A 24,852-nucleotide genomic window follows, 5' to 3' on the forward strand; every position below is an offset into this window, starting at 1 on the left:
CCGTGACCTCAGCAACCAACACCTCGACCGGCCCGGCGGCGGCCGCGGCCGTCCGTGTCCGCTTCGCGCCGTCCCCCACCGGCATGTTCCACGTGGGCGGCGCCCGCTCCGCGCTGTTCAACTGGGCAGTGGCGAAGCAGCAGGGCGGCACGTTCGTGCTGCGCATCGAGGACACGGACGCCTCCCGGAACCAGCCCGAGTGGGTGGACGGGATCATGTCGGCCATGGCGGCCCTCGGGATCACCAAGGACGACCCGGCGTTCGAGGGGCCGTACTTCCAGTCCGAGAACGCCGGCATCCAGAAGGAGGCCGCACAGCGGCTCTTCGCCGAGGGCAAGGCGTACTACTGCGACTGCACCCGCGACGTCGTCCTGGCGCGCACCGGCAACCAGCAGACGGGCTACGACGGCTTCTGCCGCGACCGCGGCCTGGAGTACGCCGAGGGCCGCGCCCTGCGCTTCCGCACGCCCGACGAGGGCGAGACGCAGGTCGTCGACCTGATTCGCGGCAACCCCACGTTCCCGAACCGGAACCTCGAGGACTTCGTCATCGCGCGCGGCAACGGCTCGCCGGTCTTCCTGCTCGCCAACGTCGTGGACGACATCGACGAGAGCATCACCCTCGTCATGCGCGCCGAGGAGCACCTGCCCAACACCCCGAAGCAGCAGCTGCTGTGGGAGGCCCTGGGCCAGACCCCGCCGCAGTGGGCGCACATGCCCGTGATCGTCAACGAGAAGCGTCAGAAGCTCTCCAAGCGCCGCGACAAGGTGGCGCTGGAGGACTACCTCGCCGAGGGCATCCTGCCCGACGCGATGGTCAACTACCTGATGCTGCTCGGCTGGGCGCCCGGCAACGACGAGGAGATCCTTCCGTTCGACGAGCTGGTGCGCCGGTTCCGCGTCGAGGACATCAACTCGTCGTCGGCGTTCTTCGACATCAAGAAGCTCACGGCGTTCAACGGCGAGTACATCCGCGCCCTGAGCGTGCCCGAGTTCACCGAGGCCTGCGGCCCGTGGCTCCACGCTCCGCGTGCGCCGTGGAGCGAGGAGCAGTTCGACCAGAAGGTGTTCGACGCCGTCGCGCCGCTCGCACACTCCCGCGTGGCACTGCTGTCGGAGATCACGGACAACGTCGACTTCCTGTTCCTCGACGAGCCGCAGATCGACGAGGACTCCTGGAACAAGGCCTTCAAGGGCGCCGCCGCAGAGCTGCTCGCCGACGTGCGCGCGACCCTCGCCGCGACCGGGACCGGCGAGGTCGCGTGGGAGGCCGAGCCGCTCAAGGACACGGTTACCGCGGTGGGCGAGGCGCACGGCATGAAGCTCGGCAAGGCGCAGGCCCCGGTCCGGGTTGCCGTGACCGGACGCCGCATCGGCCTACCCCTCTTCGAGTCGCTCGAGGTGCTCGGCCGGGAGCGCACGCTCACCCGACTCGACGCGGCGCTGGCTCGCCTCGCCGAGGGCGCCGCCCGGACCGACGCGGAGGTGCCAGCCGGGGCCCAGTGAACTGGGCTAGCGTGTCTGGCGTGACCGACGCCACCACCCCTGACGCCGCGCAGCCTCCCGCGATGCCGCCTCCGCCGGTGCCGCCCTCGGCGGTACCGGCTCCCGGACCGCGCGAGTACCCACAGGCCCTCCGCGGCCCGAAACACCGGTGGTGGCGGCCGCTGATCGGGCTGGTCGCGATGACCGGCGCCGTGATCGTGCTGGTCGGGGCGCTGCTGCTGTACGCGATCGGCTACATGGTCGCGCAGACGCTCGGCGCGGAACTCCCGAACCCGACGGCGGTCCCCAACTCCTGGTTCGTCTCGCCCGTCGGCATGCTCGTGACCAACCTCGGCCTCGCCCTCGGCATCCCGCTCGCGCTCGTGGCCGTCTGGGCGCAGGCCGGGCGCGCGGGCCTGGTGTCGTCCGTGCTGGGCCGCGTGCGCTGGCGCCTGCTGCTCGGCGCGATCGGGCTGTCGCTGCTGCTCCTGGTGCCGCTCACCCTGGGCAGCGACCTCCTGGTGACGCAGCTGGGGCTTGCGCCCGAGGGCTCGGACGCCTCAGGCACGGGCGCGGGCACCGAGGAGTCCGGCTGGTGGCCGCTCACCCCGGCGTCCGGCTGGGCCGTCCTCGCGATAGTGATCCTGCTGACCACGCCGCTGCAGGCCGCCGGCGAGGAGTACTTCTTCCGCGGCTGGCTGTCGCAGTGGATCGGCAGCATGCTGCGCTGGCGTTGGCTCGCCCTCATCGTGCCCGCCGCCGTGTCCGCGCTCCTGTTCGCGTTCGCGCACGGCGCGCAGAGTCCCTGGCTCTTCGCCGACCGGCTCGTCTTCGGCCTGATCGCCAGCCTGCTCGTCTGGCGGACCGGCGGGCTCGAGCTCGCCGTCGGGCTGCACGCCGCGAACAACCTCTTCGCATTCGGCCTCGCCATCGCCTACGACGGCCTGGAGGAGTCGCTCCTGATCACCGAGGTGGCGCCCATCGAGGGCGCGGTCAGCATCAGCGTCACGATCGTCACCACCGCAGTCCTGCTGTGGTGGGCACGACGCCGCAGGCTCGCCGTGGTCGTGCCCGATCCGGTGGCGCCCGTCCCAGCAGGGCCTGTTCCGACGGGCCCGGTTCCGGGAGAGCCCGGCAGGGGCGAGGGAGAGACGACGGCGTGACGATCCACGGCATCCTGTTCGACGTCGACGACACGCTCGTCGACACCAAGGGCGCCTTCGCGCGGGCGCTCGCGGCCGTGCGGGCGGAGTACATGCCGAACGTCCCGCCCGAGCGCGAGCCGGAGATCCTGTCGCACTGGCGCACCGACCCGGGCGGCTACTACCGCCGCTACACGAGCGGTGAGATGGACCACGTGACGCAGCGGCGGCTCCGGGCCGAGCTGCTGCACGAGACGTTCGGCGCCGCCCCGGTCACGGCGTCGTCGTTCGACGCCTGGGACGCGCTGTTCTGGGGCACGTTCGAGAAGTCGTGGACGGCGCACCCGGACGCCCGGGCGGCGGTCGACGCCGTCGTCGCCGCGGGGCTCCGCGTCGGCGTGGTGACGAACGCCGCCACCGAGCTGCAGGAGCGAAAGCTGAAGCTGGCCGGGCTGGCCGACCTGCCCGTGCTCGTCGGGGTGGACACGCTGGGCTTCGGCAAGCCCGACCCGCGGGTGTTCCTCGAGGGGGCGCGGCGGCTGGGTACCGACCCGGCCCGTACCGCGTACGTGGGCGACGAGCCCACCGTGGACGCGCTGGCGGCCCGCGACGCTGGCCTGACCGGCGTCTGGCTGGACCGGGCGGGTCACCGGCGTGGTCCGGGCTACACAGGCCCTCCGCTGCCCGACGGCGGCCTGCGTGACCTGCAGGATCCCGCTGCCCTGCGCGCGGCCGGCGTCGTGGTGATCGAGACGCTTGCGAGCCTTCCGGGTGCCCTCGGTTACGGCTCTCAGTAGTCCGGACCACGGCTCGCGATGGCCCGAACCGGCGCGCGTGACGGACGGCACCCTCATTCCGTTTTGCCCACCGTCCGAGGTCAGGTAGTGTTCTCCAGCGGTAAGGCCTCCACGGAAAGCCTGTAGGAGATAGGTGTATCCAGCGAGGTTGTTACCCCCATGGGGTATGGTGTAATTGGCAGCACGAGTGATTCTGGTTCACTTAGTCTAGGTTCGAGTCCTGGTACCCCAGCGCAGACCACAGCGCACGTACGGCCGATGTGTAACCCTGGCCGGTGCGCTAAGGTTTCACGGCAACCGGTCCGTAACCGGTAGTTCAGGCCCCCATCGTCTAGCGGCCTAGGACGCCGCCCTCTCACGGCGGTAACGCGGGTTCAAATCCCGCTGGGGGTACGCAGGTCCTTCGGCTTCGGCCGGCGGATCCGTTCAGGCCCCCATCGTCTAGCGGCCTAGGACGCCGCCCTCTCACGGCGGTAGCGCGGGTTCAAATCCCACTGGGGGTACAGCAGGAAGGCCCGGTCCACACAGACCGGGCCTTTCGCCGTCTCGGGACTGGGCCGCCGTCAGGGCGGCGCCGAGGTGTCAGCGCATCTTCGGGTCCTTGCCGCCCTCGATGAACGGTTCGGGTCGCACCTCTGTCGGGTCGCGGTCGGCGGTCGGCCCGCCGGGTACGTGCTCGCCGCCGGCGTCTCGTGCGCGGGCGGTCCTCGCCTGGTCGGCCCAGGTCTGGTCCGCCGCGTCGCCGGACGCCGGTGCCGCGTCGCCTGCCGTCGCGCCACCGGTCGCCGCCCAGGTGACGCCCGTGGGCTCCTCGCTGCCCGGGCTCGTGGTGTCCTTGGCTGTGCTCTCCTCGGCGGCGCTGTCCGGGGCTGCGCCACCCCGGGCGATCGGCAGCTCGATGCGCTGCGTCGGCGGGTTGCTCCGCCGTCCGATCCGCGGCATGAGTGCGGGAGGCGGGGCGGGGGAGGGCGAGTCCGTCGACGGCACGGCCTGCGGCCGGACATCCGGGTTGGCCTGCGCGGCGGCCTCGGCGTCGGCGGCGTCCGGATGGAAGAGCGACGCGATGATCAGGCGGTACCGGGAGTCGGGCCGTGGGATCCACGTGACCCGGTCGAGGGCCTGGTCCTGCCCGGCGGTCTCGAAGATGAAGGTGCCGTAGCCGAGCAGCTGGCCCATCGGGGTGCGCTCGTACCCGAGGTCGGTCACCTTCTCCGAAGGCATCATCGCCACCCGGTGCACCAGGAAGCCGTCGAGGAGCAGCAGCCGGCGGTCGGTCATCACGAACCACCTGGCCCGCCACTCCAGCCACTTGTAGAGCAGCCGGGCGCCCAGGACGACGAACGGCAGCCAGACCCAGCCGAGAGCGTCGCGAACGTTCGGGTCGACGGCGACGAGCAGGCCCACGGCCAGCACGAACGCGCCCGCCGTCGTGAGGATCGGCTCCCACAGCATGCCCCAGTGCCGGTGGGTCGCGATGATGACCTTCTCGTTCGCCAGGATGTACCGCTGCAGGGCGCGGTGAGGGACGACGAAGTCCGCTGTGGCGCTCATGCGGGTCTCCCCGGGGGTGCGGTCGGATACGGTCGCTCGAACCGACGGATTCCCCTGGATCGGTCCGGGAGTGGGGTCCGATGTGGTCGAGTCTCGCCGCCGACCCTACGTCGTCAGCGGCCGATCGACCCGGTGAAGAGCTCCTCGAAGAACGTGCCGATGTTCGCGATGGCACCCCAGATGACATCCCAGAGCGCGAGCACGATGTCGGCGGAGCGTTCAGGATCGTTGATGACCGAGTACAACAAGAAGATCACCACGAGCCAGATGATGATGAGCCTCACCCTTGGCGGCATCAGATTCCTCACGACGTGGGCGCGTGCGCCCCTGGTGTGCACACGTCTCGCAGAAGACTACTTACCCCACCGGGACCTGGGGAATCACCTGACCCGGCGTGGCGAACCAACGCACACGGACCGCTCACCGGCCACACACTCCATGCGCACTCGCAGCGTTATTCGCCGGACCGGTGCAGCACCTCGGTGAGCTTGTTCGCCGCGGCGACGACGGCCGCCGAGTGCAGCCGGCCGGGCTGCCGGGAGAGGCGCTCGACGGGCCCGGACACGCTGACGGCGGCCACGACCCGGCCTGACGGACCGCGCACCGGCGCCGACACGGACGCCACACCGAGCTCACGTTCTGAGACGGACTGGGCCCAGCCGCGGCGTCGGACGCCGGAGAGGATGGTGGCCGTGAAGGTCGCATCGCGGAGCCCGCGGTGCAGCCGGTCCGGCTCCTCCCAGGCGAGAAGAACGTGCGCCGCGGAGCCGGCGCTCATGCTGAGCGTCGCGCCCACGGGGATGGAGTCGCGCAGGCCGACCGGGCGCTCGGCGGCGGCGACACACACGCGGTGATCGCCCTGCCTACGGTAAAGTTGTGCACTTTCCCCTGTGTGGTCCCGCAGCGCGATGAGCACGGGGTTCGCGGCCGCCAGGAGGCGGTCCTCACCGGCGGCGGTGGCCAGCTCGTTGAGGCGCGGACCCAGCACAAAACGGCCCTGCATGTCGCGGGCCACGAGGCGGTGGTGCTCGAGGGCCACGGCCAGGCGGTGCGCCGTCGGGCGGGCCAGACCGGTCGAGGAGACGAGCTGCGCCAGGGTGGCCGGTCCGGCCTCGAGTGCCCCGAGGACGGACGCCGCCTTGTCCAAGACGCCGACTCCGCTAGTATCGTCCATACCGCGATATTGCCGTCTCGGAACGTGAGATTGCAAGTCGAGGCCCAAAGTTGTTTCTGACGAGGAGGCGAACCGCAATGGCCGGCACGCTGGCGGAGAAGGTCTGGGAAGCGCATCTGGTGCGCCGAGGCGAGGGTGGCTCGCCCGACCTTCTCTACATCGACCTGCACCTGGTGCACGAGGTCACGAGCCCGCAGGCGTTCGAGGGGCTGCGTCTCGCCGGACGCCAGGTGCGGCGACCCGACCTCACAATCGCTACCGAGGACCACAACACCCCCACGCTCGACATCGATCGGCCGATCGCCGATGTGACGAGCCGCACACAGATCGAGACGCTGCGTGCCAACGCCAAGGAGTTCGGCGTCCGGCTGCACAGCCTCGGCGACGCCGACCAGGGCATCGTGCACCAGGTCGGTCCGCAGCTGGGCCTGACGATGCCCGGCCTCACGGTCGTGTGCGGTGACTCGCACACCTCGACGCACGGCGCGTTCGGCGCGCTCGCGTTCGGCATCGGCACGTCCGAGGTGGAGCACGTGCTCGCCACCCAGACGCTCCCGCTGGCGCCGTTCAAGACGATGGCGATCACGGTGAACGGGACGCTGCCCGCGGGCACGACCTCCAAGGACATCATCCTGGCGATCATCGCCAAGATCGGCACCGGCGGCGGCCAGGGCTACGTGCTCGAGTACCGCGGCGAGGCCATCCAGGCGCTGTCCATGGAAGCCCGGATGACGATCTGCAACATGTCTATCGAGGCCGGCGCCCGCGCGGGCATGATCGCGCCCGACGAGACGACGTTCGAGTACCTCAAGGGCCGTCCCCACGCGCCGGAGGGCGAGGACTGGGACGCAGCCGTCGAGTACTGGAAGACCCTGCGCACGGACGACGACGCGGAGTTCGACGCCGAGGTGGTGCTGGAGGCGGCCGACCTGGAGCCGTTCGTCACCTGGGGCACCAACCCCGGCCAGGGCCTGCCGCTGTCGGCGTCCGTGCCGGTCCCGGCGGAGATCGCCGACGAGGGCGAGCGCGAGACCGCGGCGAAGGCCCTGGAGTACATGGGTCTGACCGGCGGCACGCCGCTGCGCGACATCCATGTCGACACGGTCTTCATCGGTTCCTGCACCAACGGGCGCATCGAGGACCTGCGATCCGTCGCGAAGGTGATCAAGGGCCGCCACAAGGCGGAGTCCGTGCGGGTGCTCGTGGTCCCGTCCTCGGCCCGCGTACGGCTGCAGGCCGAGGCCGAGGGGCTCGACGTGATCTTCAAGGACTTCGGCGCCGAGTGGCGCAACGCCGGCTGTTCGATGTGCCTGGGCATGAACCCCGACCAGCTCGCGCCGGGGGAGCGGTCGGCGTCGACGTCGAACCGCAACTTCGAGGGGCGGCAGGGCAAGGGCGGGCGCACCCACCTGGTCTCGCCGCTGGTGGCCGCGGCGACGGCGATCCGGGGCACGCTGTCCAGCGTGGGCGACCTGGACCTGCCGCACGACATCGACATCACCACGTTCGACGGCACGCCGCTCGACGGCGTGGGCGCGTCCCCGCTGGGCGAGTCCGTCGTCGACCTGCCCATTCCCGTAGCGATCGGGTCCGCTCCGAGCGGGTCCGCTTCCGGCCAGCCCGCGCTGCGCTGAGAGGAGCACAGACCATGGAGAAGATCCACACCCACACCGGCGTCGGCGTACCGCTGCGGCGCAGCAACGTCGACACCGACCAGATCATCCCCGCCGTGTACCTCAAGCGGGTCACGCGCACCGGGTTCGAGGACGCGCTGTTCGCGGCGTGGCGGGGCGACCCGTCGTTCGTGCTCAACCAGGAGGCGTACTCGAAGGGGTCCGTGCTCGTGGCAGGGCCGGACTTCGGCACCGGCTCCTCGCGCGAGCACGCCGTCTGGGCGCTCAAGGACTACGGCTTCCGGGTCGTGCTGTCCTCCCGGTTCGCCGACATCTTCCGCGGCAACTCGGGCAAGCAGGGCCTGGTCACAGGCATCGTCTCGCCCGAGGACATCGAGATCCTCTGGAAGATCCTCGAGACCAAGCCGGGCACCGAGGTGACCGTCGACCTCGAGGCGAAGACCGCGACGGCCGACGACGTCACCGTGCCGTTCCAGATCGACGACTACACGCGGTGGCGGCTCATGGAGGGGCTCGACGACATCGGGCTCACCCTGCAGCAGGAGGACAGGATCACCGCGTTCGAGGCGAACCGGGAGTCATGGCGCCCGAAGACCCTGCCCGCGCGGCACCTGCCGGCCGTCGAGATCGAGGCGGCCCGCCCGGTCTAGCTCGACGCCCGGTCTAGCTCGACGCCCGGTCTAGCTCAACAACGACGGCGGGCCCTGGCGCACCTTCTCCAGAAGGAGCTCCGGGGCCACCGTCGCCGGGTCCCACCACGAGTCGATCCACCACGTCGCCCCGGCGTCGGCCATGGCTTGCGCCTGGTCGGCGGCCTCGGCCGGGTCGGACGAGAGCTTGCCCTGCGCGACGACGTCGAACGGGCCGTCCGTCGCCCGCTCGACGTTGTCCCGGTGCTCAGCGAGCCACTGGGTCAGGCCGGCGATGGCGGCAGGCAGCGGCTCGTCAGCGGTGCCGCGCTGCTGCGGCACGACGCCGTCCCAGCGCAGCGCGCGCCGGAGGTTCTTGGCCGGCGGGTTCTCGGCGTCCCACACCCCGACGGGCCACACCGGGATGTGGCCGTTCACCGGCGGCTCGGGGAAGTGGAACTCCCCGGCGCTCAGGCGGGTGCCCTGGAACTCGAACGGCTCGCCCTTCCAGGCCTCGGCGAGGAAGGTCAGGACGTCGTCCAGGAGCTCGGCCCGTTCGCGCAGCCCGGTCGCCTGGCCCGGCACCGACGTGAACGCCTGGTCGATCGTCACGCCGACGCCGACAGGTAGTACGAGCCGTCCTCCGGACAGGTGGTCCACGGTGAGCGCCCGCTGGGCGAACTCCCACGGCCGATGCCGCGGCGGCGCGAACACCATGGCGCCGAGCGTGATGCGCTCGGTGACTGTCGCTACTGCACTGAGCAGGCTGAACGGATCCCAGGTGGCCGAGGACCACTCGCCGCCCATGCTGATCGCGTCCCACGTGAAATAGCCGTCCCAGCCGTGCTCCTCGCACTCCTGCGCGAGAGCAATCTGCTGCGCGGGCGTTCCGAAACTGCCGATGAACCCGAACTTCATCGTTCTCCTCCCGTTGCGTCCGAACCGTCGGCGCACTTCTGTGACCGACCTGCGTCACGCTACGCCGGGACACTGACATCGACAGGGGGCCGGATACCGGCGTCGGCCCTCGGCGAAGCTAGGGTTGCGGCGTGACCGAGATACGACCCGTGGTGGAGATGTGGACCGACGGCGCCTGCAAGGGCAACCCGGGGCTGGGCGGCTGGGGTGCGCTCCTGAAGGCGGGGGAGCACTCCAAGGAGCTGTTCGGCGGTGAGAAGGTCACCACGAACAACCGCATGGAGCTCAAGGCCGTGGTCGAGGCGCTGCGGGCGCTCAAGCAGCCGAGCGAGGTCACCATCCACGTGGACTCGTCGTACGTGATGAACGGTATGAAGACCTGGATCATCGGCTGGAAGCGCAACGGCTGGAAGACCGCCAGCAAGCAGCCGGTGAAGAACGTCGACCTCTGGCAGGAGCTCGACGCCGAGGTCGCCAAGCACACGGTGCGCTGGGTCTGGGTCAAGGGCCACGCGGGCGACCCGGGCAACGAAGCCGCTGACGCGCTGGCCAACAAGGGCGTCGACAGCGTGCGCTGACGGCGCTCTGCGGCCCTTCGCAGGTCTTTCGCGCGAGTCGTGGCGACAACGAGACCGATGTCACGTCACCACGATTCGCGCACACTAATACCCTTGACCCATGGCTTCCCACTACGACGTCGTACTCCTCGGTGCGGGCCCCGGCGGCTACGTCGCCGCGATCCGCGCTGCCCAGCTCGGTAAGTCCGTTGCGATCATCGAGGAGAAGTATTGGGGTGGTGTCTGTCTCAACGTGGGCTGCATCCCCTCCAAGGCCTTGCTGCGCAACGCTGAGCTGTCCCACATCTTCACTCACCAGAAGGACTTCTTCGGCATGGCCGGAGACGTCACGTTCGACTACGGGAAGGCCTGGGACCGCTCACGCACGGTCGCGGACGGGCGCGTCAAGGGCGTGCACTTCCTGATGAAGAAGAACAAGATCACGGAGTTCGACGGCCGCGGCACGTTCCGCGACGCGAACACCATCGACGTGGCCCTCAACAAGGGCGGCACCGAAACCGTGACCTTTGACAACGCAATCATCGCCACCGGCTCCGAGGTACGTCTGCTCCCGGGCGTCGAGCTGTCCTCGAACGTGGTGACCTACGAGGAGCAGATCCTGACGCGGGACCTGCCCAAGTCGATCGCCATCGTCGGCGCCGGCGCCATCGGCGTGGAGTTCGGTTACATCCTGAAGAACTACGGCGTGGACGTCACGGTCATCGAGTTCCTCGACCGTGCGCTGCCGAACGAGGACGCGGACGTCTCCAAGGAGATCGCCAAGCAGTACAAGAAGCTGGGCATCAAGGTGCTGACGTCGACGGCGGTCCAGACCGTCAAGGACGACGGGACCTCGGTCACTGTCTCCTACAAGGGCGTCAAGGACGACAAGCCCGGTGAGCTCGTGGTCGACAAGGTCCTCATGGCAGTCGGCTTCGCGCCCAACGTCAGCGGGTTCGGGCTCGAGAACACCGGCGTGCAGCTCACCGACCGCGGCGCCATCGCGATCGACGAGTACATGCGCACCAACGTGCCGCACATCTACGCCATCGGTGACGTCACCGCCAAGCTCATGCTGGCGCACGTCGCGGAGGCGCAGGGCGTCGTCGCCGCCGAGACCATCGGTGGGGCCGAGACCCAGACGCTGGGCGACTACCGCATGATGCCGCGCGCGACGTTCTGCTCCCCGCAGATCGCGTCGTTCGGCCTCACGGAGCAGCAGGCTCGCGATGAGGGCTATGACGTCAAGGTCGCCTCGTTCCCGTTCATGGCCAACGGCAAGGCGCACGGCCTGGGCGACCCGACCGGCTTCGTCAAGCTGGTCGCCGACGCGAAGTACAACGAGATCCTCGGCGCGCACATGATCGGCCCGGACGTCTCGGAGCTCCTGCCGGAGCTGACACTGGCGCAGAAGTGGGACCTCACCGCTGATGAGATGGCGCGGAACGTGCACACGCACCCGACGCTGTCGGAGGCGCTGCAGGAGTCGATCCATGGCATCACTGGGCACATGATCAACTTCTGATCGCCTGACCGGATCGTCCTGCGACGATGCGCAGAAACGGCGGCTGACCTGCACTTTCGTCTTGCGACGTTGTGCAGCGTTTGCCGCCGTTTCTCGTGCTCCCGTGTAACCCTCGTGTAATGCCTCAGGTGCCCCGCAGAGATCCCGACGCGCTCATGCTCGGCCGTCCTGTGCGGGTCTGTGACCCGGCCATACTCCCGGCTCGGGGTCCCTGGTCCTCCGTCATCCGTTGGCGCGGGGCGCGTCTCGGACATCGGTTCTGCCGTCAGTGCAACAGGTCCCGTCCGTTGGGTGTGGGTGACGTGGTGCGCTCGGTCGGCGGGACCTGTTGCACTGACGGCGGGTTCGGTGTCAGGGTCCCGGTGAAGCTAATGGATGACGGAGGACCAGGGACCCCGTGTCCCTCGATCCTCTTGATTCCAGCAGGTGCCCCACCGGAGGTCCTTTGCCCGCGCGGATATCGCGTGCCTCGGGAAGGTCAGGACCTAGATTCGCGAGTAGTGGATCGACCGCCACTTCAGCGACTCGGTGGCCCTGTCATCTTCTGCACCTCCGAGTGGATGTCTTCGCCAGGGTGCACGATGTCCCCTTCCGCGTCCATCCACCCTGAGGGGCCATACACAAACTGTGTGCTGGTCACCATCAGTGCACCGGTGGGTTTGATTGAGCCCTTGACGTCGATGCCTTGCGCTCCGATCCACCCGTGGACGTCTCCGTTGGGCAGAGTCACGTTCAACCAAGCTCTGGACTTGGCGAGCTCGGGGTACTTGTTATTGAGCTCCGCCCGGGTGATTGAGTCGACTCGGTCCCGGTAAACCACGAAGTATCCGTCCGCCATTTCCGATCCTCCACTGGCCACGTGCCTGCTTCGTTTGCAGGCTCCGCCTTCGAAGGTACGGCGGTTCATGGACGCGCGCGCGTTCTGGTCATCAGGCCCGCGCGCCGTCAGGCGCGCGTTGATCTTGTAGAGGTCAATTCGGCAGTACTTCAGCGCGCAAGGGCGACGAGGCTGCTCATGCTGTCCGTGATCGCGTCGGCTCTCGCGTCGCGCAGTTCGACTCCGCGCTTCGATTCTTGGCGTAACCGATGGATCGGACGCCGACTGCTCGTGCGACTTCGATGTCTGACACGGAATCACCGATGAGTACCGTGGCGGCTGGCTTGGTGGCAGTGATCTGCAGGGCGCGGTTGATGGTGTGCGGGTGCGGCTTCATGAGGTCGGGGCGGTGAACTGGGCGGCCGACTATGTCCCGCACGTAGCGAGTCAGGTCCCACCGTTCGAGGTAGATCCGGCCGGCGTCGGCGGCGTTGTTGGTGACGATCAGGACGGGGACGCCGTTCGTGTCGAGCGCACGGAGAAGTTCGTGTGCTCCAGGGGTCGGCGCGCACGAACGGGCTGCCTCAACCTCGGCGGCGTGGCATGCGGCTTCGACATCGGGCAGGGCTTCTGCGGCATGAGCCCCGGCCCAGCGGATGACTGCGAGGTGATCAGACGTAGCGTGAATTTCGCCCGTGTCGATTCCGTGTACGGCGAGAGCTGCACGACCGGCGTCGGCGGCATGCATGTTCGCGGGCGCGGGCATGAGAGGTGTGACCGGGCCGTCGAAGTCGAGGAGGAGCGCGCGGGCGGATCCGAGCACGACGGTTGGATCAGTCACCGGAGAACCTGCGTCACATCGCCGCCAGGAAGCGCTAGGCCGAACGGCACATGCAGCAAGCCGACAACGACGGGTTCGACGCCCTGGACTAAATGATCACTGACGACGCAACACTCCGGCACCACTTGACTCGGTCGGAGAGGTGAACGAGTGGACGACGTCGCCCAGGGACCTATGGAAGGTCGGGAAGGTCTTCTTCACGCACCCTGGGTTGTCGAGCGTCATGCCAGGCGTCCGCAGGCCCGCGACGCTGAAGGCCATGGCGATCCGGTGGTCGTCAAAACAGCGGATCTGGGTCGGGTGCGGCGTGGCCGGCTGGATCTCGATCCAGTCGGGTCCGGTCTCGACCTGGACCCCCATCGCGCGCAGGTTCGTGGCGCAGGCATCGAGCCGGTCGCATTCCTTGACCCGGGTGTTGGCCACATCGACGATCCGCGTGGGGCCTTCGGCGAAGGGTGCGATTGCCGCCAGCGTGGGCATCGTGTCCGAGATATCGCGCATGTTCACGGTAATCCCGCTGAGCCTGCCTTTGCCTCTGACCGTCGTCGCCGTGGCGCCCTTGTCGACGCTGGCGCCCATGCGTGCGAGGACGTCTACGAACTCGAGGTCGCCCTGCAACGCATCGACCCCGAGACCGGGCACGGTGACCGACTCTCCCAACAGTGCCGCTGCCGCGAAGAAGTAGCTTGCCGACGACGCGTCCGGCTCGATCTCGTAGCGCCGTGCCGTGTAGGTTCCCGGTTCGACGCGGTACGTGCGCCCGGACTGGGTGACCTCGACGCCGAACGCGCGCATCATCGCCGTCGTGATCGCGACATACGGCTGCGAGACAAGGTCGGTGACCTCGACGGTCAACCCGTTTCGCATCAACGGCCCGGCCAGCAGCAGCGCCGTGAGGAACTGCGACGAGGCCCCTGCGTCCAGGCGGACCGAGCCACCGACGAGCCCGACGGCGTTCACGGTCAGGGGATGGTAGTCGGGCTCACCACCGAATTCCAGGTCCGCCCCTAGCTGTCGGAGCGCCTGAGTGAGGGGCGCCATCGGACGCCGACGCATCTGGGCGGAGGCGTCGAAGGCGTACCGGCCGTGACCGGTTGCTGCCAGCGACGGCAGGAAGCGCGACGTCGTCGCGCCGTCGCGGGTGAACACCTCGGCCGTCTCGCGCGGCGGCCCAGCCGGCGTTCCACCGATCACCCATTCCGACGTGTCCTGCTCGACCGGGTACCCGAGCAGCCGCAGTCCCTCGACGAACGCCTCTGTGTCGTCCGAGACCAGCGGGTTCACCAGCGTCGAGTCACCATCCGCCGCCGCGGCGAGGAAGAGCGCACGCGCCGTCATGGACTTCGAACCAGGGATCTCGACCACAGTCACGCCCCGACGGTAACGGTCCCGCAGGCCATGGGCACGAAATCTGCTGCGCGGCCGGCCAGAGGCCGGCCGACAAGCCCTGCCCCATCGCGACACCACGGCTACGAGTTGGCTTGAGTGCTGAGGTCATCGACCGCTTCCTCCTCGATTGTGTGGAACGGACCTGCCACTAATTCGTAGCGCGGTATCTCTACGATTGGACGAGCCCAATAGCCTGAGCCCGGGCGCCTCCCAACTCTGCATGCCTGTTCGTCGCCGTCCGGGCAGCAGTGCTTGGTGGCGATCCGTGACCAGAACCCACGATTTGGAGCATCCAGCAATGGCTCGACACCTTGTCACCAGTGCGCTTCCGTACATCAACGGCATCAAGCACCTGGGGAACATGGTCGGGTCGATGCTCCCGGCCGACGTCTATGCGCGCTACTTGCGCCAGCGCGGCCACGAGGTGCTGTACATCTGCGCCACGGACGAGCACGGCACGCCGGCGGAGCTCGCCGCGGCCAAGGCCGGCCAGCCGGTTGCCGAGTTCTGCGCGCAGGCGCACGAGACGCAGAAGGGGATCTACGACGGCTTCGGCCTGAGGTTCGACTACTTCGGCCGCAGCTCGTCGCAGCAGAACGCGGAGATCACGCAGCACTTTGCGCGGCGCCTGCAGGAGAACGGGTTCATCGAGGAGCGCGCCATCCGGCAGGTGTACTCGCCGGTCGACGGCCGGTTCCTGCCCGACCGGTACGTCGAGGGCACGTGCCCGCACTGCGGGTACGACAAGGCGCGCGGCGACCAGTGCGAGAACTGCACCCGCGTGCTGGACCCCACCGACCTGATCAACCCCCGCTCGGCGATCAGCGGCTCCACCGACCTCGAGGTGCGCGAGACCAAGCACCTGTTCCTGCTCCAGTCGAAGCTGCAGGGCGAGGTCGAGGCGTGGATCGACGAGAACAGCAAGGAGTGGCCGCTGCTGTCGACGTCGATCGCGCGCAAGTGGCTCGCCGAGGGCCTGCACGACCGTGCGATCACGCGCGATCTGGAGTGGGGCGTGCCGGTCCCGGCCGACACGTGGCCGGAGCTCGCGGCCGAGGGCAAGGTCTTCTACGTCTGGTTCGACGCCCCGATCGAGTACGTCGGCGCCACGAAGGAATGGGCGGACGCCGCGGGCGCGGGCGAGACCCGCGACTGGAAGTCCTGGTGGTACGAGGCCACCGACGTGCGCTACACGCAGTTCATGGCCAAGGACAACGTCCCGTTCCACACGGTAATGTTCCCCGCCACGCAGCTCGGCGTGCGCGAGCCGTGGACGATGGTCGACTACGTCAAGGGCTTCAGCTGGCTCACCTACTACGGCGGCAAGTTCTCGACGTCGCAGCAGCGCGGGGTCTTCACGGACGCCGCCCTGGAGATCCTGCCGTCCGACTACTGGCGGTACTTCCTGATCGCGAACGCCCCGGAGTCGGACGACTCGTCGTTCACCTGGGAGCACTTCGCAGGGACCGTGAACAAGGACCTGGCCGACACGCTGGGCAACTTCGTGAACCGGGTCCTGACGTTCTCCGCGAAGCGGTTCGGGAACACCGTTCCCGAGGGCGGCGAGCCGGGCGAGGCCGAGGCGAGGCTGGGGGCGGAGGTCGCCCGGCTCCTGGCCGAGCTCGAGGAGCACATGGAGGCCCTTCAGTACCGCAAGGCCGCGAACGCCGTGCGTGCGCTCTGGTCGGCGGGCAACGCGTACCTGGTCGAGAAGGAGCCGTGGAAGCAGGTCAAGACGGACGAGGCCGCGGCCGCCGTCACCCTGCGCACCGCGATGAACCTGATCCACCTGTACGCCGTGGTCTCCGAGCCGTTCATCCCGCAGAGCGCCGCGACGCTGCGCGGGGTGTTCGCCCTCGACGACGACACCGCCACCTGGGTCACGCCCGAGGCGGCGACCTCGCTCGACACGGTGCCCGCCGGGGCGGCGTTCACGGTGCCCCCGGTGCTGTTCGCCAAGATCAGCGACGAGGACCTGGAAGGATTCCGCGAGCGCTTCGGCGCCGGCGAGACCAACTGATCCTGTGGAGCGGAGCGCCCTCACCTGGGTGCTCCGCTCAGCAGGACGACCGTAGCAACTCTCGAACGACGTTAGTCATCCGGACCTTCGTCACGAGATTGGGGTTGGAGTGGGGTAACGGCGCCCTCAGACGGTCGAGCCGGGGCCGTCATCTGTTCGACTCCCAGAGCGTGATCGCTTGAGAGGCCGCGGCCTCGTCGCCGAGCCGTATCGCATCAGGACAGGGGAGTGTTTCAACCTTCCCTGACCATGTCGGGTGGACCAGCGCAAAGGTGCCGTCAACCAGGCTGACGATGACGTCGTCGCTCGGCCAGAAGCGCGCCTCAACACGCACTACCTGACCGTACAGATCGTGCTCAGGGTTCAGCTCCTGCTCGATCTCGTGAAGCACTGCAGCGAAGCTCTCCTCCGCGGATGGCTCCGGGTCGTCGCTGCCCCACCACTCAGACGAGAGCTTGAGCCTTGTCACGCGGCCGATCGTGCCATACGCGTTGATCACACCTCTCACTCGGTGAGGGTCTGCCCAGTTGGGACGATCGTCCGGTTCTCGGATGGGCGAATCGGCGTGTCACAGCTGCTCCGCCACAGGCCAGCTGAGTGTCAGCGTGCCGTGCGGGCGCGGCAGGACTGTCACGGACGGCGGCACGTCGCCGGGCTCGGTGCTGGTGGGCCACCATTGGAAGAGCGGCTCGGTGCCGCGGTGGGCGGCCCCGTACCAGGCGATCGTGTCCGCGAGATGGCGAGTGAGGCGCTTCGCGTCGGGGCCTTTGCCGATCGCGCCGACCTCGACCGTGGTGTCGGTCGCGGGGCGGCGGTGCAGGGCCGCGAACGACGCTCCATCGACCAAGGCCGGGTAGAACGACTTGTCCGAGCCGCGGTCGGCCGGATCCTCGGCCTCCATCGAGCACGCACCCGGTTGGACCAGGAGGAAGGTGAGCAGGTCGAGCCAGATGGTGCCGTTCTCGTAGGTCACACCGGACCATGCCTCAACTGGATCGGATGCCAGGACGTTGTCCGACACCCCGAACTGCTCCGGGACCTCGCTGGTGAACCTGAACGTGACCGGCTTGCCCGACGGGCCCGTCAGCCGGGCGGACGGAGGGTTGAACAGCCCCGTGCCCTGCAGCGGAACGAAACCGCCCGGCACGGTCGACTCCGAGATCAGCCGGCCATCCCGCTTGCGCAGTCCAATCACCCGCTGCAGTCCCGGTGCGATCCCCAAGGGGACGACCAGGATCCCGTCGGGCGCGAGCTGCTCGACCCACGTCTGAGGCAGGGACCAGGGGGAGACGGTGACCATGATCCGGTCGAACAGACCACGGCCAAGAGGCTCGAACGCGTCGACCGTGACGATCTCGACGCGGTCTGCCAGGCCGAGACGTTCGAGGCCGGCGCGTGTGCGGGCGGTGACTCCTTCGTCGATGTCGACGCTCACCACATGGCCGCTCGGTCCGACGAGGTGGGCGAGCATCGCCGCGTTAGGGCCTCCGGACCCGATCTCCAGCACACGCTGGCCTTCCTGGATCCGGGCCTGATGCAGGTTCCCCGCGTGCATCACCGGCGCGGACAGCGAGGACAGGATCCTGCCGTCGTTACTGAACCTCGTCTCGACGACATCGTTGATCGCATACGGCAGCTCGGCCGGAGTGCCAGCCGGTGCGAACACCTCGCGCGGAACGGCCCGGAACGCGGCCTCGATCGCAGGGTCCGTGAGAACCCCGGACTCGATGAGCTCAGCAATCATCCGCTCGCGCAAGGCATCGGAGCTCGACGCCGCTTCAGCCTGACTGCCGGTCCTCGCATCGGTCTGCGTCATGTTTCCCCCTGTGAGTCAATTGCTTCGGCTGATCGATCCCGAACAGTTGGCGAACCGATGAGACACCTTCGAGCGCGATCTCGGAACGCAGGTCGTCCGGGCGTGCGTCCCATTGCTCTCGGGTCATGCGGTAGCTGTTCTCGACGACCGAGTGTCCTTCGCGAGCGGTGATCCGCAACCCGTTTGCCGTGTACCCGAGACGACGGGACACGGCGTTCGAGGCAGGATTGTCGTCGTACGCCTCGCTGACCATCTCTGCCGCGTCGAGTCCTTCGAAGGCGAGATGCAGCGCCATGAGCCGCATCCGGGTGCCGATGCCCTGGCCATGGTGTCGAAGCCCGAGCCAGGACCCGGTAAGTCCCGAGCGGGTCACCTGAAAGTTCTTCGCAGAGACCTGTTGCACCCCGACGATCTCGCCGTGCCTGAAGACGGCAAGCGACAGTGCCCAGTCGTCGGCTGCGGTCCGGCCACGGTTCTTCCACTGGTGGGCGAGGACGTTCCGCTTGACCTCTTCGTCGGTGCCACGGGTCCACGGCCAGGAGAACGGGGCGACCTCGGGATTGTGCACGCCATCGGCGGCGAGACCGGCGAGCGCGAGCAGCTCGACATCGTCGGGTTGGCGCAACTCCAAGTCATCCCAACGGACGCACAGTCCAAACGTCGGCAGGACTGCGCTGAGGGCGGACCGAGTAGGGCTCGTCATAGTCGGGACTGCTGGCTACCGAGAACGGCTGCCTCGACCAGCCGCGGTCCGGTGTACTCCTCAGGGACGGCGTCCATGATGACTTCGTCGGCGGGCTGGCCGAGCCAGGAGCCGGTGCGGCGTCGGGTGCCGACAGTGCGGAACCCGGCCTTCTCATAGGCGCGGATGGCGGCAGTGTTGTTGGCCAGGACCTCGAGGTAAACGCAGCGCAGCGCGGTGACGTGGAAGGCCCAGTCCAGAACCATCGTGGTCGCGATAGTTCCAGTGCCATGCCCGCGGTGGTCGGGGTTGCCGATGTAGATGAAGAACTCGCCGGTGCGGTAGCGGTCGTCGATGAGCAGGGATGTCATCCCGACCGGTGCCCAGGTGTCGTCGTGGTGGCGATAGATGGTGAAGCGGGTCTGGTCGGCGCTGCCTTCGAGCTGGGCTTCGAGACCGGCGCTTCGTTCGGTGAGGGACTCCGGGGCCTGCCGGGCGTAGCCGGCCATGACCGGCAGCGAGTTCTCCCAGCGCCAGTAGGTCTCGGCGAGGTCGGCGCGGAGCGGACCGAGGCCGACGCCGTCGTGGGTCAGCCACAGATCGGGGGTGGCGGTGTCGTTGATGATGAACTCCACGTGGGTCAAGGGATGGCGAGCAGGACGGTGTAGCGGTTCGTGGTCGGCGGCTCCGCGACGGGGGAGCCATGAGCCTGGACCCAAGCGTGGAACTGCACCGGGTCGGGCGCAACGCCATGGCACCACGTCACTCCGCGTCGACGTGCTGCGAGGACCAGGACGGCGGCGATGGACTCCTCAAGGCACGCGACCCGGAACGGCACCCAGCGCGATGCCCAGCGGACGGCGGAGACCACGCGTTCCGCCTCGTCGGCCGGCGACGGCGTGGCGGTGAGGTTGGCCGCCGTCGTAGCGAGGCCGGTCAGCCGTGACATCGCTAGCTCGCCCGGGCCGAGCGAGCGGACCGCGAGCGTCATGACGAGCGCCGCTGCAGCAGCGACACCGTCGCGGACGGTGGGTCGCGACGTAGGGCTAGGTTCGACGTCGGCTTCATCGGTGCCGAACGACAGACCCCAGCGAGCTCCCTGGATGACCCCGGGAGCCTGCGCCCACGCTTCGGCCGTGGTGCCGGTAGCAGCGCTGATGCGGCCGGTCGCGTAGTCGATCCGGATGGTCACGCTGTCGAACGCGCAGACCCGTACGTCAGGGGTGGCAGGTGCGGGCATCATGGTGTGAGCGCCTCCGATCTGACGTTCTCTCTGATGTTCTCCCAAGCGGGCAGCGGGGTGGAGTGGTGAGCCCGTAGCCAGGTCTCACAGGTGATCGCGGCGTCCAGGAGCCAGAGTCCGCCGGTGAGTTCGGCCGCGGCCCGTCGCAAGCCATTGACCAAGCCCGCGGGGTCGATCAGCCCGCGTTCGGCGAGGTGGCCGTCGACGATGCTGCTGAGATTGCTCAGGTGGGTGCGCAGTCCGAGGTGGTAGTCGGGGGTGTAGACACCCTTCGTGGTTCGTGCCAGCAGCGAGGTCGGCAGGATGCCGGCCATCTCTGCCCGAAGTATCGGCTTGTATGCGGCCGGGCTCGGCATCCGTCCCGCGACACCGGACAGGTAGGAGTCGATGACGCGGGAGTCCGCGAACGGGTTGTGCAGGTGGACGCCAAACTCGGCCGCGAGCTGAGCATTGGCGTAGGCAGTGCGTCCGACCTCGGCCATCTGCTCGACGACGTCCCAGACTGCCCGTTGTCCTGTCGGTGCAGGCAAGGCTGATTCGGCCGCCTGGTCCGCGCGTATTGCGGCGTGGTGCCGAGCCATGGGGGTAGCCCAGAGTTGTTGGTCGAGCAGCGGCAGCAACTGCCTCAGGCGCCGGACCGCTCGAGGACTTGAAACCTGCCCGCGGGCCAGTCGGGCCCACGTCGAGAGCACGTCGGCGGGGTCACTACGCAGGGAGTCCAGGACGTCGCTCAGGACCCGACGCGGTGAGTGCCGGCGCATACGGGCCAGGCGGACTACTTCATTGGACGCCTCGCGGTACCGCCCGGCGGCGAAGAGATCGGCGATCCACGCATCCGGCGTGCCCAGCAGCGAGTCCCCGCCGTCACCCGTCAGATGCGCGTCGGTGCCCACCCGGCCAACCATCGCGGTCATCTGACGGGCGAAGCGGGCGTAAGCCCGTGTCGATGGCGCCGGTTCGTCGGTAGCCGGGACGGTGTCCAAGTTGCTGTAGGGGAGATGTCCTGCTTCCAGCGGGAGGAGGTGGTGTGCGACACCAGGCCGCTCGGCCGCATCGAGGGCGTAGCGCAGGTCTCCCGCTGGACGGTCGAACGGTGCGTGGACCGTGAACGCAGCCACGGACCGGTCGGGACTGAGTCGATGTGCGGCCAGGAGCGTGAGCGAGCTGGAGTCGAGGCCGCCAGACAGGTCGGACGACGGCGACACGGCATCGTCCACCCGGACCCCCACAGCGGCGTCGAGCTCCGCGCGGAGTGAAGCCCCAGGACTCGGCTCCTGACCTGGCCACCACACGCGGGTCACGGTCGTCTCGCTGCTGGTGACCCTCATACGGTGACCGGCCGGCACTAACTCGACCGCTTCGAAATAGGTAGTGATGCCTGCCAGGAGAGGGCTGCTTGGCGCGAGCAGCTCCACCGCCAGGCGCTCGCTGTTCACAGCAGCGCCAGTCAGCCCGGCCAGGCCGCGCGCCGTCGTCGCCCAGTACACGGTCCCGTCGAGCAGCGTGGTGTAGACCGGGACGGAGGACGCCAGGTCTGTCCAGATGGTCGTAGCCACCTTCGTCTGCTCGACGACGGCGTACGCGCCCGGCCACCGTAGGGCGACGTCATCCGGAACGCCGGATGAAGCAAGCCGGTTCAGCTCGTCATCGCCGGCGCCGCACGTCCCGACGACAACGACACGCCGCATCGGAGCGTTCGCGGTGCGGAGCCAAGCTTGGGGTGGGTCGCCGACCAGCCAGAGGTCCGCCGCGCCGTCGACGGACACGCTGCCAGCCGGACGCCAAGCACTACCCGCACTGAAGGATCCCGCGAGCCAATGCATCTGTATCCCCTCTGCACTCGTCGTGCCAGACCTGTCAGGAGCCGGACGGTGGTGGCCCGGCCAGAGGGCCGGGCCACCATCGTTCAGGTCAGCGGTAGGTGTACCGCTTGTCCTCGGTACCCTTCTTCTTCTTGCTGCCCTCCGTGAGCGTGACGATGTCGCCGAGGTCAGTCACTTCCTGCTCCGTGGCCATGGGCTCGACCGCCATTGCCGCCGTCGTGTTCGCGTTGCTCTCCATTGCTATCTCTCCTCTCATCGGGTCCGGGTTGATCCCGGACGACTGTGGGGCCGCAACCGGCGGGCTTGCTCGATAGGCCGACCGGTACCGGTCGAGTAAGTGCAGGACGCCGTGTGCGGCTGTCGAGGTCAGCGCATCGAGCCGCGTGTACAGGGGCAGCGCGAAACCGGTCCGGCCTCGACCGTCGTGCACGCTGCGCCAGTGCGCGCGGCGTCGGCCGACGTCGCCGCGTGGATAGTTGAGACCGGCTTCACCAGCAGCGAGCTCGATCGCACGCATGGTCGTCCCCGTGCCAGAGGGGATCGGACTGTGCCGTACCCAGACGCCGTCACGAAGGACCCAGGTGTCGCAACGCGATATCTCTGAGCGGTCCTCGTGCCAGACCCGCAGGGCCATGACGCCCGATGCGGTGTGAGCAGCGACCGCGAGCTGCCCCGCGAGCGGTGAGAGCGCATCCGTCCGGCCGTCGTCGGGAAGCAGAGAGCGGAGAACCGTGGCGGCCCCGTGCTGGTCGATGGTGCCGGTGACCTCGTCCGCCGCCTGTCGCACCTCTTCGGAGGCCTGTCCCATCGCGACACCGCGACGAGCCCAGGCAAGCATTCCCAAGTCGTTGTGCCCGTCGCCGAGCGCAACCGTTCCCGCAGGCCCAATGCCGAGCTGGGTGCGGAGGCGCTCCAGGGCGGGTGCTTTTCCGGTTCCGGGCGCTGTCAGGTCCAGCCAGTCCTGCCCGCCAGGGATCACCGTCACCCCCGCAGCAGCCAGGGCCTCGACATGCCGGCTGATGCCTGGCCCGTGCAGCGCGATCCGCGTTGCCGGCATCGCGCACAGGTCCACGACTGGGACGTGCTTCTGCTCGCCGTTCAGCAACTCAGGTTCGAACGGCTCGGACACCTGCCAGCCCCACCCGATGTCCTCGACGCCGATCCGGACCCCGGGCGCAATAGCGAGAGCACGGCGGATGACAGGTGCAAAATCGAACCGCTGAGCATGCTGGATCACGTAGCCAGAGGCAACAGCCCGGTCCAGACGCACCGTGAGAGCGCCGTTCGAACACACCGCAAACCCGTCGATCAGGCCGAGCTGCGTGGCGACTGGACTCAGCCCTACCAGAGACCGACCCGTCGCCAGCACCACTTCGTGCCCGGCCGCGCGGGCCAGGTCCAGCGCCGCGACCGTCCCGGTCGGTACCCTCCCGTCACGACCAAGGAGGGTTCCGTCGATATCGAGGGCAACCATGTGTCGCGAGGCGGCGCTGGTGGTCTCACTGCGCGTTGTCACTGATCTCGTGCATGGTGGGCTTGCTGGGGTGTGGGCCATCGGAAGTGCTCCCTTGGCGGGCTGCGGAATCGACGCGGGACTGGCAAATATCCAGTGCCTTTACGAAACCGCAGGTCAGAGCCTCAAGACACCCCGCAGGTCGGTGAACATGCGATTCAGAATCTCCCTGTTCAACCGGGACATCTTGCGGTCGGACGCCGGACAGTGTTCGGTAGGAGCCACATCGAACGAGGGGCCGGGCATGGGGGCGAGGAGCGTCCGACAGGAGCAGCGGGACCTAGCTGCGGCCCTGCGCGCCGAGCGCAAGACCTGGGTGCAGGTCGCCACAGCGTTCCGCGAGCGGTACCACGTCAACCTCCGCGCCGGACTGCGGATGGCACGAGACTGGAGTCAGCGCGACGCCGCCGACCACTGGAACCAGCGCTGGCCCGATGACCCCAAGACGGACAAGAACTTCTCGTACTGGGAGCTGTGGCCCAGCCGCACGGGTCACGCGCCGTCGTTGGACGTGCTGGCGCACCTCGCAGAACTGTACGAGTGCAGCGTTGCCGACCTGGTCGCCGACTGCGCGAACTTCCGATCACGCGACGACGCCCACAGCGATTCCGCATGGTCCGACGTCGCCCAGCTCGCCGTCCTATTGAACGCTGGGGACGCGGGCGAAGAAGCCACCGAGGACCTGAAAGTGCGGCTGGAGCATGCCGACATGCAGGAGATCGCCGCTCTTGCGACCGAGTGGTCACGCCGGCTCGGTGGCCCGGATGAACGGCGCTCCCTCCTGCTCAAGCTCAGTGCCGGCCTTTCCCTCGCCGTCGCCTCGTCCGAGCTGACCGGACCGACGTCGTCGGACGCACCCACGACTGCGCTCTCAACCGCAGCGGATGGCTTCGAAGGGATCTGGCACAGCCGGTACGTGTATCGCAGCAAGAGAGCAGAGGAGGACCTGGTCGACGAGCACTACTTGGTGGCTCGACAGACGGCGAACAAGCTCATCGCTCAGAGCGTGCCGCACTCGACCGGATCCCGGGTACGGATCGAGCTCGCGCTTGACCCGCCCGTCGCCACTGGAAGCTGGACCGAGACGACGGCGCCCGACGGGTACTACCGGGGCGCGACTTACCACGGGGCTCTGCAACTCGTGATCGATCCGAGTCGTCGACACATGAGCGGGCGCTGGCTCGGGTTCGGACGCGACTTCACCGTGAACACTGGCGAGTGGACGCTCACCTGGGAAGAAGGGTCCACTGCGAAGTCGGTTCAGCGTCGGTACCACGAACGAGTCTGACCATCACAT

Annotated in this window: 22 protein-coding genes and 3 tRNA genes; 12 read left to right on the forward strand and 13 right to left on the reverse strand. The window is 68.5% G+C overall.

What is annotated here, in order from left to right; translation table 11 throughout:
- The first annotated feature begins 2 nt into the window (after positions 1 to 2).
- The 6 genes from gltX (at position 3) to EW117_RS23545 (ending at position 3,926) form a co-directional block, all read left to right on the forward strand.
- A complete protein-coding gene (gltX, locus tag EW117_RS23520) occupies positions 3 to 1,505 on the forward strand; it encodes a glutamate--tRNA ligase (RefSeq protein WP_129789128.1) in 1,503 nt (500 codons plus the stop codon).
- Between the two features lie 20 nt (positions 1,506 to 1,525).
- A complete protein-coding gene (locus tag EW117_RS23525) occupies positions 1,526 to 2,647 on the forward strand; it encodes a CPBP family intramembrane glutamic endopeptidase (RefSeq protein ID WP_129789129.1) in 1,122 nt (373 codons plus the stop codon).
- The gene (locus EW117_RS23530) at positions 2,644 to 3,423 is read left to right on the forward strand and encodes an HAD family hydrolase (RefSeq protein WP_129789130.1); all 780 of its coding nucleotides are present in this window, start codon (positions 2,644 to 2,646) and stop codon (positions 3,421 to 3,423) included. Before EW117_RS23525 ends, EW117_RS23530 begins: the two co-directional genes overlap by 4 nt.
- A 160-nt stretch (positions 3,424 to 3,583) precedes the next feature.
- Positions 3,584 to 3,655 (forward strand) — tRNA-Gln (locus tag EW117_RS23535).
- Positions 3,656 to 3,743: 88 nt separating this feature from the next.
- Positions 3,744 to 3,816: transfer RNA gene (locus tag EW117_RS23540), tRNA-Glu, on the forward strand.
- Positions 3,817 to 3,853: 37 nt separating this feature from the next.
- Positions 3,854 to 3,926 (forward strand) — tRNA-Glu (locus tag EW117_RS23545).
- A gap of 79 nt (positions 3,927 to 4,005) precedes the next feature.
- On the opposite strand, the gene EW117_RS23550 is transcribed toward EW117_RS23545, so the two are convergent.
- The 3 genes from EW117_RS23550 to EW117_RS23555 all read right to left on the reverse strand — a co-directional run bounded on the left by EW117_RS23550 (position 4,006) and on the right by EW117_RS23555 (position 6,148).
- A complete protein-coding gene (locus EW117_RS23550) occupies positions 4,006 to 4,974 on the reverse strand; it encodes a PH domain-containing protein (protein ID WP_129789131.1) in 969 nt (322 codons plus the stop codon).
- A gap of 113 nt (positions 4,975 to 5,087) precedes the next feature.
- Positions 5,088 to 5,258, reverse strand: a complete 171-nt coding sequence (locus EW117_RS29535) for a hypothetical protein (protein ID WP_165362834.1) — start codon at positions 5,256 to 5,258, stop codon at positions 5,088 to 5,090.
- Positions 5,259 to 5,428: 170 nt separating this feature from the next.
- The gene (locus tag EW117_RS23555) at positions 5,429 to 6,148 is read right to left on the reverse strand and encodes an IclR family transcriptional regulator (RefSeq protein WP_026365378.1); all 720 of its coding nucleotides are present in this window, start codon (positions 6,146 to 6,148) and stop codon (positions 5,429 to 5,431) included.
- Positions 6,149 to 6,225: 77 nt separating this feature from the next.
- On the opposite strand from EW117_RS23555, the gene leuC reads away from it, so the two are divergent.
- Positions 6,226 to 7,782: a 3-isopropylmalate dehydratase large subunit gene (leuC, locus tag EW117_RS23560; protein WP_129789132.1), complete on the forward strand. Its 1,557-nt coding sequence runs from the start codon at positions 6,226 to 6,228 to the stop codon at positions 7,780 to 7,782.
- A 14-nt stretch (positions 7,783 to 7,796) separates the two neighbouring features.
- Positions 7,797 to 8,432, forward strand: coding sequence for a 3-isopropylmalate dehydratase small subunit (gene leuD / locus EW117_RS23565; RefSeq protein WP_129789133.1), 636 nt, complete (start codon positions 7,797 to 7,799; stop codon positions 8,430 to 8,432).
- A 30-nt stretch (positions 8,433 to 8,462) separates the two neighbouring features.
- Here leuD and EW117_RS23570 read toward each other — a convergent pair whose 3' ends face one another.
- Positions 8,463 to 9,329 (reverse strand): LLM class flavin-dependent oxidoreductase, encoded by an 867-nt coding sequence (locus EW117_RS23570; RefSeq protein ID WP_129789134.1) that lies wholly within the window; start codon positions 9,327 to 9,329, stop codon positions 8,463 to 8,465.
- Between the two features lie 131 nt (positions 9,330 to 9,460).
- Here EW117_RS23570 and rnhA point away from each other — a divergent pair, with 131 nt between their 5' ends.
- Both rnhA and lpdA read left to right on the forward strand, forming a co-directional pair.
- Complete coding sequence (rnhA, locus tag EW117_RS23575; RefSeq protein ID WP_479725116.1) at positions 9,461 to 9,907, forward strand: ribonuclease HI; 447 nt, start codon at positions 9,461 to 9,463, stop codon at positions 9,905 to 9,907.
- A 100-nt stretch (positions 9,908 to 10,007) separates the two neighbouring features.
- Complete coding sequence (gene lpdA / locus EW117_RS23580) at positions 10,008 to 11,411, forward strand: dihydrolipoyl dehydrogenase (protein WP_129789135.1); 1,404 nt, start codon at positions 10,008 to 10,010, stop codon at positions 11,409 to 11,411.
- Between the two features lie 1,013 nt (positions 11,412 to 12,424).
- Here the strand turns inward: lpdA and EW117_RS23585 are convergent.
- Both EW117_RS23585 and aroA read right to left on the reverse strand, forming a co-directional pair.
- Complete coding sequence (locus EW117_RS23585; protein WP_129789136.1) at positions 12,425 to 13,051, reverse strand: HAD family hydrolase; 627 nt, start codon at positions 13,049 to 13,051, stop codon at positions 12,425 to 12,427.
- Between the two features lie 114 nt (positions 13,052 to 13,165).
- Positions 13,166 to 14,536 (reverse strand): 3-phosphoshikimate 1-carboxyvinyltransferase, encoded by a 1,371-nt coding sequence (gene aroA / locus EW117_RS23590; protein WP_340641109.1) that lies wholly within the window; start codon positions 14,534 to 14,536, stop codon positions 13,166 to 13,168.
- A gap of 220 nt (positions 14,537 to 14,756) precedes the next feature.
- Between aroA and metG the strand changes: the two genes are divergently transcribed.
- Positions 14,757 to 16,478, forward strand: coding sequence for a methionine--tRNA ligase (gene metG, locus EW117_RS23595; protein ID WP_129789138.1), 1,722 nt, complete (start codon positions 14,757 to 14,759; stop codon positions 16,476 to 16,478).
- Positions 16,479 to 16,626: 148 nt separating this feature from the next.
- Here metG and EW117_RS23600 read toward each other — a convergent pair whose 3' ends face one another.
- The 7 genes from EW117_RS23600 to EW117_RS23630 all read right to left on the reverse strand — a co-directional run bounded on the left by EW117_RS23600 (position 16,627) and on the right by EW117_RS23630 (position 23,597).
- On the reverse strand, positions 16,627 to 16,947 hold the full coding sequence (locus EW117_RS23600) for a hypothetical protein (protein ID WP_129789139.1): 321 nt from the start codon (positions 16,945 to 16,947) through the stop codon (positions 16,627 to 16,629).
- A 99-nt stretch (positions 16,948 to 17,046) separates the two neighbouring features.
- Positions 17,047 to 18,294 (reverse strand): class I SAM-dependent methyltransferase, encoded by a 1,248-nt coding sequence (locus EW117_RS23605; protein WP_129789140.1) that lies wholly within the window; start codon positions 18,292 to 18,294, stop codon positions 17,047 to 17,049.
- Positions 18,257 to 18,919 carry a GNAT family N-acetyltransferase gene (locus tag EW117_RS23610; RefSeq protein ID WP_242504491.1) on the reverse strand — a complete coding sequence of 221 codons (663 nt, stop codon included), beginning with the start codon at positions 18,917 to 18,919 and terminating at the stop codon, positions 18,257 to 18,259. The genes EW117_RS23605 and EW117_RS23610 overlap by 38 nt, the downstream gene beginning before the upstream one ends.
- Before the next feature lie 74 nt (positions 18,920 to 18,993).
- Positions 18,994 to 19,611 carry a GNAT family N-acetyltransferase gene (locus tag EW117_RS23615; protein ID WP_242504492.1) on the reverse strand — a complete coding sequence of 206 codons (618 nt, stop codon included), beginning with the start codon at positions 19,609 to 19,611 and terminating at the stop codon, positions 18,994 to 18,996.
- Positions 19,612 to 19,616: 5 nt separating this feature from the next.
- On the reverse strand, positions 19,617 to 20,219 hold the full coding sequence (locus tag EW117_RS23620; RefSeq protein ID WP_129789142.1) for a lasso peptide biosynthesis B2 protein: 603 nt from the start codon (positions 20,217 to 20,219) through the stop codon (positions 19,617 to 19,619).
- Positions 20,216 to 22,042: an albusnodin/ikarugamycin family macrolactam cyclase gene (locus EW117_RS23625; RefSeq protein WP_129789143.1), complete on the reverse strand. Its 1,827-nt coding sequence runs from the start codon at positions 22,040 to 22,042 to the stop codon at positions 20,216 to 20,218. The genes EW117_RS23620 and EW117_RS23625 overlap by 4 nt, the downstream gene beginning before the upstream one ends.
- Positions 22,043 to 22,130: 88 nt before the next feature.
- Positions 22,131 to 23,597, reverse strand: coding sequence for an HAD family hydrolase (locus tag EW117_RS23630; protein ID WP_242504493.1), 1,467 nt, complete (start codon positions 23,595 to 23,597; stop codon positions 22,131 to 22,133).
- Here EW117_RS23630 and EW117_RS23635 point away from each other — a divergent pair.
- Positions 23,587 to 24,843: a hypothetical protein gene (locus tag EW117_RS23635; protein WP_129789144.1), complete on the forward strand. Its 1,257-nt coding sequence runs from the start codon at positions 23,587 to 23,589 to the stop codon at positions 24,841 to 24,843. The two genes, EW117_RS23630 and EW117_RS23635, sit on opposite strands and share 11 nt — an antisense overlap.
- The last annotated feature ends 9 nt before the right edge of the window (positions 24,844 to 24,852 follow it).

This window comes from Promicromonospora panici (assembly GCF_900608595.1).
Lineage (GTDB): Bacteria > Actinomycetota > Actinomycetes > Actinomycetales > Cellulomonadaceae > Promicromonospora > Promicromonospora panici.